The following is a 14,465-nucleotide window of genomic DNA, read 5'->3' as shown; positions in this document are numbered from 1 at the left end:
CGTTTGCTAATGAACTCTCTGGCTAGAGATCGGCGTACATGCGGCCACGATTCAAAAGTCGTTCCGGATCGAAGGCGGACTTTATACCGCGTGTCAATCGTTCGATTTCCGGTTTCAGCGGCTCGAAGACATCGACGCTGGCGCGGACTTCCGGCTGTGCACGGATCAACGTTGCATGTCCGCCGCGAACGGAGACGGCTCTCCGGACATCGGCGGCACCCGCGTCGGCCGTAGCCGGGACTTCGAGCCAGATCAATGCGCCGCCCCAATCGTAAAATGCCGTCGCGTCCATAAATTTTTGGATGGCGAAGACAATCTCTGCAGCTTTCGTCGGCAACGCCGAAATGCGCCAGAGACTTGTCTCGGTTGAGAACGGCATGACGGATAGCGTGCGAAACTCGCTCCACAAATTCCATGTCGCTTCGGCACCTATCTCTATCGGCGTGCCGTAGACTTTGAGGGCTTTCTTCAGCTTTTCCTTGCGCTCGTCCATAGCGGTCGAGAACGTTTCAAGTCTCAATAGCGTAAGGGACTGATCGGTACCCTTGAAGTCTGGATGATTAAGCCGCGCGGCGCAATTCTTGGGAAGATGCACGGCGCCTGAGACTTCGAGAGGCGTGCCCATGACTGTCGTCAGAGCTTCTATTGCCAGATCGTCGGGCAGCCCGGCATAGGCCAGCGTCAGCATTGTTTGCGGCAACGGTGCGACCTTGAACGTCACTTCAGTCATTACGGCAAGTGTGCCCCAGCTGCCGGTCAGGCCACGCGCGATATCGAGGCCCGTGACGTTCTTCATGACGCGGCCACCGGACTTGAAAAGTTCACCGCGGCCGTTGACGGCGCGGACGCCGAGAAGATTGTCTCGTGCACTTCCGGCCAACACGCGGCGTGAGCCTGAAAAGTTCGTCGCGAAGACACCGCCGATAGACAACGCGCCGCCGGGTGCACCCGTGACCGGGCCGAGATCAACCGGCTCGAAAGCGAGCATTTGCCCGCGCGCGGCGAGCGTCGCTTCGATCTCGTAGACCGGTGTGCCCGCCCGAGCCGACATCACGATTTCGGTCGGCTCGTAGAGCGTTACGCCCTTGAGGCCCGCCGTCGACAACACAAGATCGGATCGTGCGACGCGGCCGGCATTCCGCAACGCGCCATGTCCGACGACCTCGACGCGACGTTTCTGGCTCGCACACTTGGCGACCATCGTCTGCAGCTCCCACTCGGCCGCCGGACGCAAGAGTTCCGTCACGATTGCACCATACTGCTCAAGCGACCTCAGGCATGCTCGCAGCGTGACCTGCGCGCATATCTTCGGTCACGGCTAGCGGAAAAACTTTCGCGGGATTGAGACGCCATGTCGGATCGAACACTGTCTTGACACGCATTTGCACGGCAAGATCGGTCGGTGAGAATTGCGATGACATCAGTTCGCGTTTTTCGACGCCCACGCCGTGTTCGCCCGTCAGGCAGCCGCCTAGCTCGACGCAAAGCTTCAGAATAGCTTCACCCGCCAATTCGGCGCGATCCGCCTGACCGGGTTCGTTTGCATCGTAGAGGATGAGCGGGTGCAGGTTGCCGTCGCCAGCATGGAAAATGTTTGCGACTTTCAGATCGTGCTCCGCGCAAATCTGGCTGATCCGCGTCAGCGCGTGGGGGAGTTGTGCAAGCGGTATCGTACCGTCCATGCACAAATAGTCGGAGATGCGGCCGATGGCGCCGAACGCCGCCTTGCGTCCCGCCCAGATGCGCGAACTCTGCTCGGGGCTGGAGCTGATGACGACGGTCTTGGGATCATGCTTCGCCGCGATTTCCGCGACGCGACCGAGCAGGATGCCGATCTCGCTTTCAGATCCCTCGACTTCGACGATCAGCAAGGCTTCTACGTCCAGAGGATAGCCCGCACCGGCGAAGGCTTCACAGACCTCGATCGCCGCACGGTCCATGTATTCGATGGCGACCGGAATGATTCCTGCGGCGATGATCGCGGCGACGCAGCTTCCTGCCGCTTCCGGCGACCGGAACCCGATCATCATCGGCCGCGCACCCTCGGGGGAAGGCACGATTTTGACGGTCGCCTCGGTAATGACGCCAAGCTGGCCTTCGGAACCGATGACGAAGCTCAGCAGATCGTAGCCGTTACGCTCAAGCGTGCTGCCACCAATCTCCACGATGGTGCCATCGATCAACACCATCTTGACGCCGAGCACGTTGTGCGTGGTCACTCCGTATTTGAGGCAATGCGCACCGCCTGAATTCATTCCGAGATTGCCGGCGATGGTACAGGCGAGTTGGGATGACGGGTCGGGCGCATAGAAGAAGCCCTTTCCGGCGACCCGCGCGGTGATCTCCAGATTGGTTATGCCCGCTTCCACGCGCGCGAAGCGGTTGGCGTAATCGATCTCGATCACTCGATTCATTCTCGATATGCAGAGGACGATTGCATCCTCTGTCGGGAGCGCGCCGCCGCTGAGCGAGGTACCCGCGCCACGCGGAATGACCTTCACGTCGTTCTCGTGGCAATACTTCAGAATCTTGGAAACTTCTTCAGTCGTACGGGGCAGCACGACGATCATCGGTACGCGGCGATAGGCCGTGAACGCATCCGTCTCGTAAGCACGCCGACCATCCTCGTCGAGGATCAGAAGATCGGCGCCGACACGGCTTCGAAGACCTTCGATCAAAATTGGACGGCGACGCAGAACGCCGACATCAGGTTCAGGCAGCTCGATGTGCGGCATCGCCAGACGTCTCCTTAGCGACCACCTTGAATCGGCCTTGCGTCACGTTGGCCTCGCTTGATTGCCGGCAATGGCGGCACCGGTCACAGGGGGTTACAGCCGCGCAATTTCCAGCGGCACCAAATCGTTAAGCATTTTCGCACGCGGCGGCCTAACCGGCAATATCCGCCAAGTCTAGGTCTGGTCGTGCAGAAAAGCTTGCGTCCGGCTAGCGCCGCCCGCCGCCGAATCCGGGGCCGCGAGGTCTGCCAAATCCGGGCATTCCAAACGCGGGGGGGCCACGAAACTCCTGGCCGCGATGAATCTCGGAGCCTCCGTGCATATCGGGCAGTGCGCGCTCTTCCCGGTCCCGACGACGATTAAACCGATCCTGTGCAAAGCATCCACTAATGCACGCCTGCAAAGCAGCATCGCAGCGCGGCGAGAACAGCAGCTTCGCATTCATACGGCAGGTATTGTGTTGAGACCGGCAGCCTTCCGCGCAGGGATCGGCGAAGGCCCAGTGCGACGTCAGAAGCACGAGCGCCGTCAAGCTGGCGATAACCGCCAATCTCGTCGACCCCCCTGTTGCTTGAGACATCCTGCCGCCTCCTCGTCCCAGGCCACGGTCTGGATGGCGGGCCAAACGCAAATGACGGAGCCTAATAACGGATCCATGAACATCGGCTGAACCGGCAGAGCCCGACCGCTTTCGAAGCCGCGATACCGCAGCCGACAGTTAAAACGCAAACTCTTCGAAAATATGGTCAATATTTTCGCGCCAGCGCCCGTGGTAGCGCTGCAGCAGATCGTCGGCAACAGTGCGGCCCTCGCCCGCGATGCGTTCGAGCGGAGCGAGATATTTTGCTTCATCCTGGTTCTTGGAATTGAGCCGATTCCGATTCTTCAATCCGCGGCGCGAAATCCCCAGCGCCTCTCGCGCCAAGTTCCGGACGTCCGTCGCTCGGAACCGCGTTGCGAGCGCCCGTTTTGGAACCTCCGCCCGCAATTGCTCGCGTTCTTCTCTCGTCCATTCGCGGATCATCTGCCAGGCTTCGTCGAGCGCCGCATCATCATAAAGAATTCCGGCCCAGAATGCCGGAAGCGCCGTAACGGTACCCCAGCGGCCTCCGTCGGCACCGCGCATTTCGAGAAAGCGTTTGAGACGAACTTCGGGGAAGAGCGTGGTCAGATGATCGGACCAGTCGTCAATGGTCGGGACCTCGCCCTCGAAGCCCTTCAATCGGCCAGCCATAAAATCGCGGAAGGACGCGCCGGCGACATCAATGTACTCGCCATTGCGATAGACGAAATACATCGGCACATCGAGCGCATATTCGACGTAACGTTCGTAACCCATGCCCTCTTCGAACGCGAAGGGGAGCATACCTGTGCGTTGCCTGTCGGTGTCGCGCCAAATCTCGCTGCGCAACGACTGGAAACCGTTCGGCTGCCCTTCGGTGAAGGGCGACGACGCAAAGAGCGCGGTTGCGATCGGCTGCAGGGCGAGTGAGACGCGGAGTTTTTTGACCATATCGGCTTCTGAGCCGAAGTCGAGGTTCACCTGTACGGTCGCCGTCCGGTACATCATGTCGAGGCCGCGGCTGCCCACGGACGGCATGTAACGTGTCATGACCTTGTAGCGCTTCTTGGGCATCTGCGGGATTTCGTCGAGGCGCCATTTCGGCGAAAAACCGACCCCAAGAAATCCGATGGCCAGGTCCTCGCCGACGTCGAGAATCTGGCGCAGGTGTTCATCCATTTCATCTGCGGTCTCGTGCACCGTTTCGAGCGGGGCACCGGAAAGCTCGAACTGTCCGCCGGGTTCTAGGCTAATCGTTCCGCCCTTCTCGCCGTCGGGCCGCTTCAATGCAATGACATTGTCGTCTTCTCTGATCGGCATCCAGGCATAGCGGCTGATGAGTTCCTCCATCAGCGCGCGGATGCCGTCCGTCCCGCCATAAGGGACGGGTGTCAGCGACACCGTGCGGAAAACGAATTTCTCGTGCTCTGTGCCGATACGCCATTCAGCCTTCGGCTTTTCTCCAGCTGCGATCCATCTCACCAGATCGTCGCGAGATTCGATCCGTGCACTTTCCGCAGCTTGTTCTCGCGTCGACATGTCGGCGTGGTCCGGCTCATTCCTGCCCGGCGGGACATAGGGCCCGCGCGGCTGGAGCCTTATGACGGGGAGCGCTGCCGACGGCAAGGTGGCGTCGTTGCAGTATCAAGGTCGCCGCCAATCGCCTAAGGTGGCGTTGACGAGAGCAAGGACCGCGACAGCGGCGGTATCGGCGCGCATGATGCGGGGACCGAGCGACAAGGGGGTGACGAACGGCAGGGCCAGGAGCCGATCGCGTTCACTCTCCGAAAACCCGCCCTCCGGGCCAATCAGGACCGCTAGGGAGCCGGGAGCAATGCGATTCAGCGCCTCTATGGGATTGGTCTCGTGCTCGTGCTCGTCGCAATAGATTAGCCTTCGCGTCGCATCCCAATCCGCAAGTGTGGCGTCGAGCGAAACCGGCGGCGCGACGTCCGGCACGCGGAGAATGCCGCATTGCTCCGCCGCCTCTACGACGTTGGCGCGCATCCGCTCGCTATTGACCCGCTCGGCGATGGTCCGTTGCGTGATGACGGGCCGCAATCTCCGGACGCCCATCTCCGTCGCCTTCTGAACCATATAATCAAGCCGAGAGCGCTTGAGCGGTGCAAAGAGATAATCAATGTCGGGTCCCTGCTCCTGCGGCCGGGTCTGGCGCTCCAAGGCAAGCTTGGCGCTGCGCTTGCGCACTTCGACGAGGGACGCCTCCCATTCCCCGTCCCGGCCGTTGAAAACCAGAAGCCGGGCACCGGGACGCAGTCTCAAAACATTCGTCAGATAATGCGCCTGCTCGGGCTCAAGCTCGATCGTGGCGCCCGCCACGAACTCGTCCTTAACGAACAGACGCTCCGATGTCAGATCGCGGATTGCCATGTTCCCGTCATACCCGAGCTTGCGCTCCCGTAAAATGGCCGCGCCCCGACATGTTGCCTAGGACCGCGGGGGCGGATAGCGTCGCGCGAGCCGACGGAGAAGTACGATATCAATGGGAACTGAGGTTTCCTCACAGTCCGAGCCGCGCGTTGCCGATGCATCGCCATCGAATTGGGTCGATCGCTGGGCACCGATCGCATGGCGGCCCTACCTGCGACTGGGGCGTTTCGACCGCCCCATCGGCGCATGGCTGCTCTTATTTCCTTGCTGGTGGTCGCAATCGCTCGCTCAGGTTGCTTCGCGAGAGCCATTCCCCAATTTCCGCTACCTTCTGCTTTTTGCCGTCGGCGCCTTCGCCATGCGCGCCTCGGGCTGCGCATATAACGATTATATCGACCGGCACATCGACGCCCGCGTGCGGCGTACGGCAAGCCGCCCGATTCCTTCGGGTCAAGTAACGCCAGAAGCCGCATTGGCATTTACAGCCATCATGGCGTTGGTCGGCCTCGCCGTACTTCTCCAATTCAATTGGTTCACGATCTGGCTTTCTATCTCATCGCTCTTGATCGTCGCCATTTATCCATTTGCAAAGCGTGTGACGCCTTACCCTCAGTTGGTGCTTGGGCTCGCGTTCAACTGGGGCGCGCTTGTCGGCTGGACGGCGATCAAAGGCTCGCTCGATTGGCCGGCGGTTGCTCTTTACGCAGGATGCGTTCTGTGGACGGTGGGATACGACACGATTTATGCGCATCAGGACAAAGAAGACGACGCTCTTCTTGGCATCGGTTCGACGGCGCTGCACTTCGGAGATGACACGATTTCTTTCGTCGGCGCCGTCTACGGGCTCGCGGGAATCTTATGGCTTACCGCGGGTGCGCTTGCCGGAGCGCACCTTGTCTTCTTCCTGTCGGTGACACTTGTCTTTCTGCAGATGTCCTGGCAGGTCGCGACGCTCGACATCCGGGATCCAGCCAATTGCCTGCGGCGGTTCCGATCCAATCGCGACGTCGGGCTCGCGGTGTTCCTTGGCCTGATTGTGGATATGGGCCTATCCTGGTTCGCCGGTCTCAGCTAAAAAACGAGCAGTTCCTCCTCGCACGACAACGGCGCGAAAGACTATCTTCCGCGCCGCGCCGTTGTGCCTCACTGTCGTCTTTTTCGATGGCCGGATCACCGGCATTTTCCGAATTTTTAGCGCAAATTTGTTCCGATACGCTTAAGGCGCATCGTAAAAATTTGGCTTCGAAACGTTCCAAATCCGGATCCCGCGATTGACGCGCCGCGCCGGTTCGGCTTTTTCAGAATGAACGACACCGCTTCAGGACCGTTTTACGCGCATGACCCAGCACGCATCTACAGCCAAACCGCAACTTCTCCATCTCGTATTCGGGGGAGAGCTTAAGGATCTCGACGGGCATGAGTTCCGCGACCTCGAACACGTCGATTTCGTTGGTGTGTTTCCCGATTATCAGTCCGCGTACGCGGCATGGAAGAGCGCAGCGCAGCGTTCGGTGGATAATGCGATGATGCGGTATTTCATCGTGCACCTGCATCGGCTGCTCGAACCTAATGGCGCGAAGCCAAGCGAACAACCCGCGCCGACGCCATGAGCAGAGATCAACACTGCGGATTATTCATTCGCGATGCAGGAACCCGTCGACCAACCTGTTGGCCCAGCTTCGTGCTTTGAATGACTTGCTGATCTCTTCGGGATCGTAGAACGTTTCGACCCAATCCCAAAACTTGATCCCGGTCTTGGCTTGATCTTCGAGAAAGCGTTCGAAGACAGCGTCCAGCACTCCGGTATCGGCGCTACGGACGTGACCATAGCGCAGGGACAATTGGCCTTTCGCTTCGGCGATCGGCGTACCGTCGCGGACGTGCTGGACGATCACGCTCATAAGTCCCGCGCGATCGGCGCCCGACTTGCAGTGCACAAGAATGGGATATTCGACACGTCCCAAGAGATCCTTGATTGCGAGCAGGTTCGCGCGGCTCGGCGGAGCCCTCGACTTCAAGGCCAGATCGATCAGCGTTATCCCGTGGCGCGCGCAGGCTCGTTGTTCAAGCCATCGCGTTCCGAACGTCTGTTCGCCACGCAGGTTAACGATGGTTTTGATCCCGCGGCGGGCCAACCATCCTACCTGATGCGGCGCCGGTTGCGCCGAGCGCCAAACGTTCTCCGAAACCAGGTGGCGGTTATTATAGACAACGCGAGCAATTCCATAATCGATGAATAGCATCTCGGCGTAGCAAAGAACGGGCGCGAATCGTGTCTGTAGCCAGCTCGCGCCCGGTGACGCATGCACCGCGTCATGCAGCCATGCGCCGCTTTTGCGGCGCAGCCCACGCTTTGCTTGTTTCAGGAGACTCGCCATCAGAGCGCGGGAGAATGCCCGATTTTCAGCACGAAGGATATTCCTCCGATTAGGGTTCCACGTATTTGTTCGTTCACCGAACGGCCCCGGTCGATCTCGATTGAACTTGCTAGGTATTCGCTATAGCAACGACCCGCAAGAGCTTGAACGACACACAGTTTCAGCCTTGAAGAGTTCTCCTGCAGGTTTGAGAAGGCTGCCGCGCCGAATGGCCGAGACTAAGAAGACTCTTGTGCGACTCGGCGGCAGATCATTAGCGGGTCTTATTCGGCTCGTCGGACGCACGTCGAAAACGATCTACGAGCCGCCCGATCTGGTCGACAAGCTTGCCGAAATCCACCCCTGCGTGGTCGCCTGCTGGCATGGCCAGTTCATGATGGTTGCAGGCTTCCGGCCCGACAACGTCAAGGTCGCGGCAATGGTCGCGAAACATGGCGACGCGGAATTGGTCGGAGAGGCCATGCGCGCGCTCGACGTCGAGCTTATCCGCGGGGCCGGTGCCGGTTCGCGCCGCCGCGACCGGGGAGGCGCCTCCGCACTCAGGGCGTCGCTCGGCGCGTTAGCCGATGGCTATTCCGTCGTGATGACGGCCGATGTACCGCCAGGGCCTGCGCGTATCGCCGGCGCGGGAATTGTCGCAATCGGCCGTATGTCCGGACGGCCGATCGTCCCCGTAGCCGTGGCGTCTAAACATTTTGCCTCCTTCGATACGTGGAGCCGGTTGACGTTCAATCTCCCTTATTCGACGCTCGCATTCGTCGCAGGTGATCCCATTCATGTGCCCGCGCATGCCTCCAGCAACGTGCTCGAATCGAAAAGACTCGAGTTAGAAACGGCCCTCAATGCAGTGACCACAAAAGCTTACGAACTTGCCGGGGGCGACATCGAACGCGCGACGCCGCTCGAAGTGCTGGCGGCGGCATCTCCGCCGGATCCGGGCCTCGCGCTCAAAACATACCGCGCAGGCACATCCTTGCTGCGTCCTGCCGTGCCGCTTCTTCTCAATATGCGCGGCGGACACGGCAAGGAAGATCCGACACGACGCGGCGAACGGCTCGGATTTGCGGGCCGCCCGCGCCCGAGGGGACAGATTGTTTGGGTGCATGCCGCCAGTGTGGGCGAGACGAACGCAGTTCTGCCGATGATCGAACGCATTCTCGCGGCCAATCCCCTTTTGCATGTGCTGTTGACCACGGGCACGATTACATCGGCGGATATCGCCGCGCGCCGTCTCCCCGAGCGTGCATTTCATCAGTATGTTCCGCTCGATGTGCCACAATACGTCGCGCGATTTCTCGATCATTGGAAGCCTGCGATCGGCATCTTCACGGAATCGGACATTTGGCCGAACCTCATTCTCGCGAGCGCTGAACGGCATATTCCGCTCGTTCTGGTCAACGCCCGGATGTCGCCCCGAAGCATGAATCGCTGGCGCCGCTTCGCGAAGTTCGGACGTCCCCTCTTCTCCCGTTTCGCGGCCATCCTCGCGCAGAACGATAATATCGCGCGGGCGATCAAACGGCTCGGTGCGCCAAACATCATCACAGCGGGAAACATCAAGATCGATGCTCCCCCTCCTCCCGTCGATCCCGTTGCCGAGGCTGCGCTAAAGGCCGCAATCGGGACACGACCCGTCTTTCTGGCGTCGAGCACGCACCCAGGCGAAGATACTGTGATTGCGGCCGCGCATGCGCTGATGAAGAACGATGTCCCAGGACTGCTGACGATTATCGTCCCCCGCCATCCCGAGCGCGGCGGCGGACTGGCAGCTTCCCTTGGCGGTCTTGGGCTTAAAACGCAATTGCGCAGCCGCTCTGCGGATCCGGCGCCGGAGACGGAGATCTATATCGCCGACACGATCGGCGAGCTCGGCACTTTCTATGCCATCTCTCCTGTCGCGCTTATCGGCGGCTCGCTCGTCGAACATGGCGGACAGAATCCTATCGAAGCGGCCCGCCTCGGCGCGGCCGTTCTGACCGGCCCTTATACGCACAATTTCCGAGACGCCTACGCATCTCTTTTCCGCGAAGGCGGTGCTGTCGAGGTCCGCTCATCGGACGACATCGCGCGCGCGGTCACGACGTTACTCACCGATTCCCAAGCGGTGGATCGCATGCGCGTCGGAGCCGATCGCGCACTCAAGTCGTTGAGCGGTGCACTAGAAAAGACGATCGGTGCCATTCAGCCGCTTCTCGAAAAGCGGAGCACGTGAACCTTGCCGGGCCGCGAGCCAAAATGGTGGTACGGCGCGCAGCAACATTGGCAGGCGATACTTTTGTCTCCTGCCGGCAGGCTCGCCGGAACGATCGCCGCTGCCAGACTTGCGAAATCGCCGTCCTATCGCTCTCGATTGCCGGTCATTTGCATTGGGAATTTTACGGTCGGCGGATCGGGCAAGACTCCGCTGGCAATGCTCATCGCTAAGCTCGTCAGCGAAGAAGGATGGGCTCCGTGGTTTTTGTCGCGCGGCTACGGCGGGCGCATCGCGGGGCCGATCCGAGTCGATCCGAATGCACACAGCAGCGACGAGGTGGGCGACGAGCCGCTTCTGCTTGCGCGTCACGCGCCAATATTTGTATCGCGCGACCGATGCGCCGGGGCGAAAGCGATTGAGGCAGTGGCGCCGGATAACGGCGTTATCATTATGGACGACGGACTGCAAAATCCGTATCTCGCCAAAGATCTTGTCATTGCTGTCGTCTCGGGAGAACGGGGATTTGGCAATGGGCTCGTGATCCCGGCAGGACCGCTTCGGGCGCCGCTTCGGGCACAGATCGGTCTCGCGGACATCATCGTCGTGGCAAAGCAATCGTCGCGGGAAAACCTAGAGCTGTTCGACGTGCTTCGCGCACGTACCCAAGCACCTATCGTCTCGGCCACGACGCGTCCCGCAGGTAATGCTGCACATCTTCGAGGGCGGCGCGTCGTCGCCTACGCGGGCATTGCCAATCCGGATCGCTTTTTTTCGATGCTGGAGAATCTCGGTGCGTTCGTTATCGAGCGTCGCGCCTTTCCCGATCATCATACGTTTGCGGCTAGTGAAGCGCGCGCACTTACCGACATGGCGCGGCGCCTGAGCGCCGATCTCGTTACGACGGAGAAGGATCTGATGCGCTTGTCTGGTATGAAGGACGCTTGTGGAGACCTCAGGGACCACTCCATAGCACTCGGCATAGAAACCGCTATGGAAGGCAAAGACCTGGCGGTGCTCAAGAATAAAATTCGCGAAGCTGTCGCGCGCTACTGCCCGCGGTCCTCTGGCCGATCTCTCAGCTCAAGATAGCGTTGCAGCGAAATCTCGGCCGATGCGTAGGCTTCCTGCGCGTCGACGCTCCAATAACGAAGATCGGCGAGCGCGATCGGCTGGCCGGTCACAGCGCAACGCACGAATTCGCCGGGCGACAGAACTTCGAACTCACCGTCCAGGTAGCGGAGTTTCGCTTCGTTACGGATGCCAAAGAATTTCTCGATGCGGTTCATTTTGTTCCGAGACGCGGTTTCGCCAGCCTGTTCCTGAACGCGCATCCCGGAGCGCGGTCATCCCATTTCGGCGTTCACATTTTCTATAGTCTAGCCGAGGCCGATTAAAAAAGTGAGCCCTGCCCACCCCTTGACGGGCTTTTTTGACGCGGCCTGATGGCGGGTGCCTCATCCGCACCTGTTGCCTCAGTCGAGCGGCGGCCGTTTGCGGTAACGCCAATTCTACCATCGGCAAACTGAACGCTCAACGCGGCGCCGGGCGAAACGGTTCGCGCCTGGCGGACCATTGCGCCCCTCTCGTCTCGAACAAGCGCGAATCCTCGTGACAGAACACTTGCGTACCCCAAGGACTGCAGTAGCGCTGTCTTACCGTCGAGGTCCCTCCTGCGGACCGCCACGCGGTTGAGCAAGGCTTGGCCGGCCCGCCGGTCCAGAACCTGCAGCCGCTCCCGGCATCGGGAATGTTTCTGAAGGATGGGCGACGGGCTCAGCCGACCGCCAACGCGCGCCAAACGCATTCCATGCGCCCGCGTATTCGCAAGCAACGCACGCGACAATCGCCGGTCGATGCCGTCGAACCGCTGGCGCGGCAACGCGATCAAATCCTGGAGCTTGGGCAATCCGCGCGCCGATGCTTTCAGATGCGTGCGCACGTCCGCTAGCACGCGGCGAACCGCCGTCCGCTTCCGGAGCATGAGCTTTTCGACCTGTTCGATCAGCTCGGAGTATTTCGGCACCGCCCACTCGGCGGCCTTCGTGGGCGTCGGCGCGCGGGCATCGGCTACGAGATCGATCAGCGTCCAATCGGTTTCGTGACCGACGGCAGAGATCAGGGGAATTTCGCTCTCGGCAACGGCCCTGACGACGACTTCCTCGTTGAAGCCCCACAGATCTTCCAGGCTGCCGCCGCCGCGCGCGACAATCAGCACGTCCGGGCGCGGGATTTTTCCGCCGAGTTCAAGCTGATTGAAGCCGCGAATGGCCGCCGCAATTTCGGCAGCGCTGCCGTCGCCTTGTACCCGCACCGGCCAGAGCAAGACACACGCGGGAAAGCGTTCGTTGAAGCCGTGTAACATATCGCGAATGACGGCTCCTGTCGGCGACGTGACAATGCCGACCACCTTGGGCAGAAACGGACGCGGCTTCTTTCGTTCCTCATCGAACAAACCCTCGGCGGCGAACTTGCGTTTGCGCTCTTCAAGCAGCGCCATGAGCGCGCCAGCGCCGGCAGGCTCGATCTGTTCAATGACGATTTGATATTTCGACGAGCCAGGGAATGTCGTGATCTTGCCCTGGGCAATGACCTCCATGCCCTCCTCCGGTTTGAAGCGCAGACGTCCGAACGCGCCTTTCCAGATGACGGCCTCTATTTTTGCCTTGTCGTCTTTCAGGGCGAAATAACAGTGGCCGGAGGCGTGCGGGCCGCGATAACCGGAAACCTCGCCGCGCAGGCGGACGTAACCGAATCCGTCCTCAAGAGCGCGCTTGATGGCGCCCGAAAGCTCGGAAACGGAAAATTCCGGTGCGTTTGCGCCCGGACGCGATTGGCTAGCGGGAGTTGTCGAAGTCAATTGTCTGCCGTCTTGTCTGTTTCAGGTTCGATGCTACACCAGGGCCCGCATTGCAACAGGGCGACTTGATGAACGTCTTATTAATCGGTGGCGGTGGCCGTGAACACGCGATTGCATGGGCTTTGAGCGCAAGTCCCCTGTTGAGCAAACTCTATTGCGCTCCCGGAAATGCCGGAATAGCCGAGGTTGCGGAGTGTATCGCTCTCGATCTCAATGACCACCAGGCCGTGATCCGCTTCTGCCAGGAAATGGATATCGCGCTGGTCATGATCGGGCCGGAAGCCCCTCTCGTCGCGGGTCTCGGAGATGCGCTCGGCGAATCGGGCATCCGATATTTCGGCCCAACGAAGGCCGCGGCGCGGCTCGAAGGCTCGAAGGGTTTTACCAAGGACCTTTGCCGCGACGCAAATATTCCGACGGCTGCCTACGGCCGTTTCAGCGATCGAGACGCGGCAAAGTCTTACCTTGCTTCCCAGGGGCTGCCTATCGTGATCAAGGCGGACGGTCTTGCTGCAGGAAAGGGCGTCGTGATCGCAACCACGCGCGCTGAAGCCGAGGCCGCTGTCGATGCGTGCTTTTCAGGTACGTTCGGCGCTGCGGGCAGCGAGGTCGTGATCGAGGAGTTCCTCGATGGTGAGGAAGCGAGCTTCTTCGCGCTTTGCGATGGCACGACGGCGCTGGCGCTCGCATCGGCACAGGATCATAAGCGCGTCGGAGACGGCGATACGGGTCTGAACACCGGCGGCATGGGCGCCTATTCTCCGGCTCCAATCATGACGCCGGAAATGACGGACTGCGTCATGCGCGATATCATAATGCCGACGATCCGAACCATGGCGGCGCGCGGAACGCCATTCAGAGGCGTTTTGTTTGCCGGGCTCATGATCACGGCTTCCGGGCCGAAGCTGATCGAATACAATGTCCGGTTCGGCGATCCGGAAACGCAGGTGCTAATGATGCGGCTCAAGTCGGATCTTCTCGCGGCGCTGCTCGCCACAGCAGACGGCGTGCTTTCGAATTTCGATCTCCGCTGGAGCGACGATGCGGCGCTGACCGTCGTCATGGCCGCCAACGGCTATCCGGGTCCACCGCTCAAAGGCACGGAGATCAAAGGCGTTGAGGCCGCCAAGCTCGTGCCTAATGTGGAGATCTTCCACGCGGGAACGCGCCGCGACGGCGTGCGCCTTCTGGCGGACGGCGGGCGCGTGCTAAACGTCACGGGGCGTGGACGAACCATTGCCGAGGCTCGCGATGCCGCCTATGCCGCGCTTGCAAAAATCGACTGGCCGGGTGGTTTCTATCGCAAGGACATCGGCTGGCGCGCTTTGAAGAACCGTGAGTTGTAGCA

At 60.6% G+C, this 14,465-nt stretch carries 12 protein-coding genes; 5 read left to right on the top strand and 7 right to left on the bottom strand.

Annotation, left to right across the window (positions count from 1 at the left end; translation table 11 throughout):
- Positions 1-22 precede the first annotated feature (22 nt).
- The 4 genes from VHB22_RS01925 to VHB22_RS01910 form a co-directional block, all read right to left on the bottom strand.
- Positions 23-1,246: an FAD-binding protein gene (locus VHB22_RS01925; protein WP_325455260.1), complete on the bottom strand. Its 1,224-nt coding sequence runs from the start codon at positions 1,244-1,246 to the stop codon at positions 23-25.
- Between the two features lie 16 nt (positions 1,247-1,262).
- Complete coding sequence (locus tag VHB22_RS01920; protein WP_325455259.1) at positions 1,263-2,735, bottom strand: FAD-binding oxidoreductase; 1,473 nt, start codon at positions 2,733-2,735, stop codon at positions 1,263-1,265.
- A 718-nt stretch (positions 2,736-3,453) separates the two neighbouring features.
- On the bottom strand, positions 3,454-4,836 hold the full coding sequence (locus VHB22_RS01915) for a glutamate--cysteine ligase (RefSeq protein WP_325455258.1): 1,383 nt from the start codon (positions 4,834-4,836) through the stop codon (positions 3,454-3,456).
- 105 nt (positions 4,837-4,941) lie between these two features.
- Positions 4,942-5,688 (bottom strand): 16S rRNA (uracil(1498)-N(3))-methyltransferase, encoded by a 747-nt coding sequence (locus VHB22_RS01910; protein WP_325455257.1) that lies wholly within the window; start codon positions 5,686-5,688, stop codon positions 4,942-4,944.
- Between the two features lie 112 nt (positions 5,689-5,800).
- Here VHB22_RS01910 and ubiA point away from each other — a divergent pair, with 112 nt between their 5' ends.
- Positions 5,801-6,763 carry a 4-hydroxybenzoate octaprenyltransferase gene (gene ubiA, locus VHB22_RS01905; RefSeq protein WP_325455256.1) on the top strand — a complete coding sequence of 321 codons (963 nt, stop codon included), beginning with the start codon at positions 5,801-5,803 and terminating at the stop codon, positions 6,761-6,763.
- 262 nt (positions 6,764-7,025) lie between these two features.
- Positions 7,026-7,298: a DUF4170 domain-containing protein gene (locus VHB22_RS01900; protein WP_325455255.1), complete on the top strand. Its 273-nt coding sequence runs from the start codon at positions 7,026-7,028 to the stop codon at positions 7,296-7,298.
- Positions 7,299-7,322: 24 nt separating this feature from the next.
- On the opposite strand, the gene VHB22_RS01895 is transcribed toward VHB22_RS01900, so the two are convergent.
- Complete coding sequence (locus VHB22_RS01895) at positions 7,323-8,066, bottom strand: fused DSP-PTPase phosphatase/NAD kinase-like protein (RefSeq protein ID WP_325455254.1); 744 nt, start codon at positions 8,064-8,066, stop codon at positions 7,323-7,325.
- A gap of 208 nt (positions 8,067-8,274) precedes the next feature.
- Here VHB22_RS01895 and VHB22_RS01890 point away from each other — a divergent pair, with 208 nt between their 5' ends.
- On the top strand, positions 8,275-10,278 hold the full coding sequence (locus VHB22_RS01890; protein ID WP_325455253.1) for a glycosyltransferase N-terminal domain-containing protein: 2,004 nt from the start codon (positions 8,275-8,277) through the stop codon (positions 10,276-10,278).
- A 3-nt stretch (positions 10,279-10,281) separates the two neighbouring features.
- A complete protein-coding gene (gene lpxK / locus VHB22_RS01885) occupies positions 10,282-11,349 on the top strand; it encodes a tetraacyldisaccharide 4'-kinase (RefSeq protein ID WP_325455252.1) in 1,068 nt (355 codons plus the stop codon).
- Here lpxK and VHB22_RS01880 read toward each other — a convergent pair.
- Positions 11,307-11,546, bottom strand: coding sequence for a DUF2093 domain-containing protein (locus tag VHB22_RS01880; protein WP_325455354.1), 240 nt, complete (start codon positions 11,544-11,546; stop codon positions 11,307-11,309). The genes lpxK and VHB22_RS01880 overlap by 43 nt on opposite strands.
- A gap of 104 nt (positions 11,547-11,650) precedes the next feature.
- Complete coding sequence (gene xseA, locus VHB22_RS01875) at positions 11,651-13,117, bottom strand: exodeoxyribonuclease VII large subunit (protein ID WP_325455251.1); 1,467 nt, start codon at positions 13,115-13,117, stop codon at positions 11,651-11,653.
- Between the two features lie 68 nt (positions 13,118-13,185).
- Between xseA and purD the strand changes: the two genes are divergently transcribed.
- Positions 13,186-14,463, top strand: a complete 1,278-nt coding sequence (gene purD / locus VHB22_RS01870; RefSeq protein ID WP_325455250.1) for a phosphoribosylamine--glycine ligase — start codon at positions 13,186-13,188, stop codon at positions 14,461-14,463.
- The last annotated feature ends 2 nt before the right edge of the window (positions 14,464-14,465 follow it).

The organism is Hyphomicrobium sp., assembly GCF_035548195.1.
Classification (GTDB): domain Bacteria; phylum Pseudomonadota; class Alphaproteobacteria; order Rhizobiales; family Hyphomicrobiaceae; genus Hyphomicrobium_B.
This window is presented reverse-complemented; position numbering and strand designations above follow the sequence as displayed.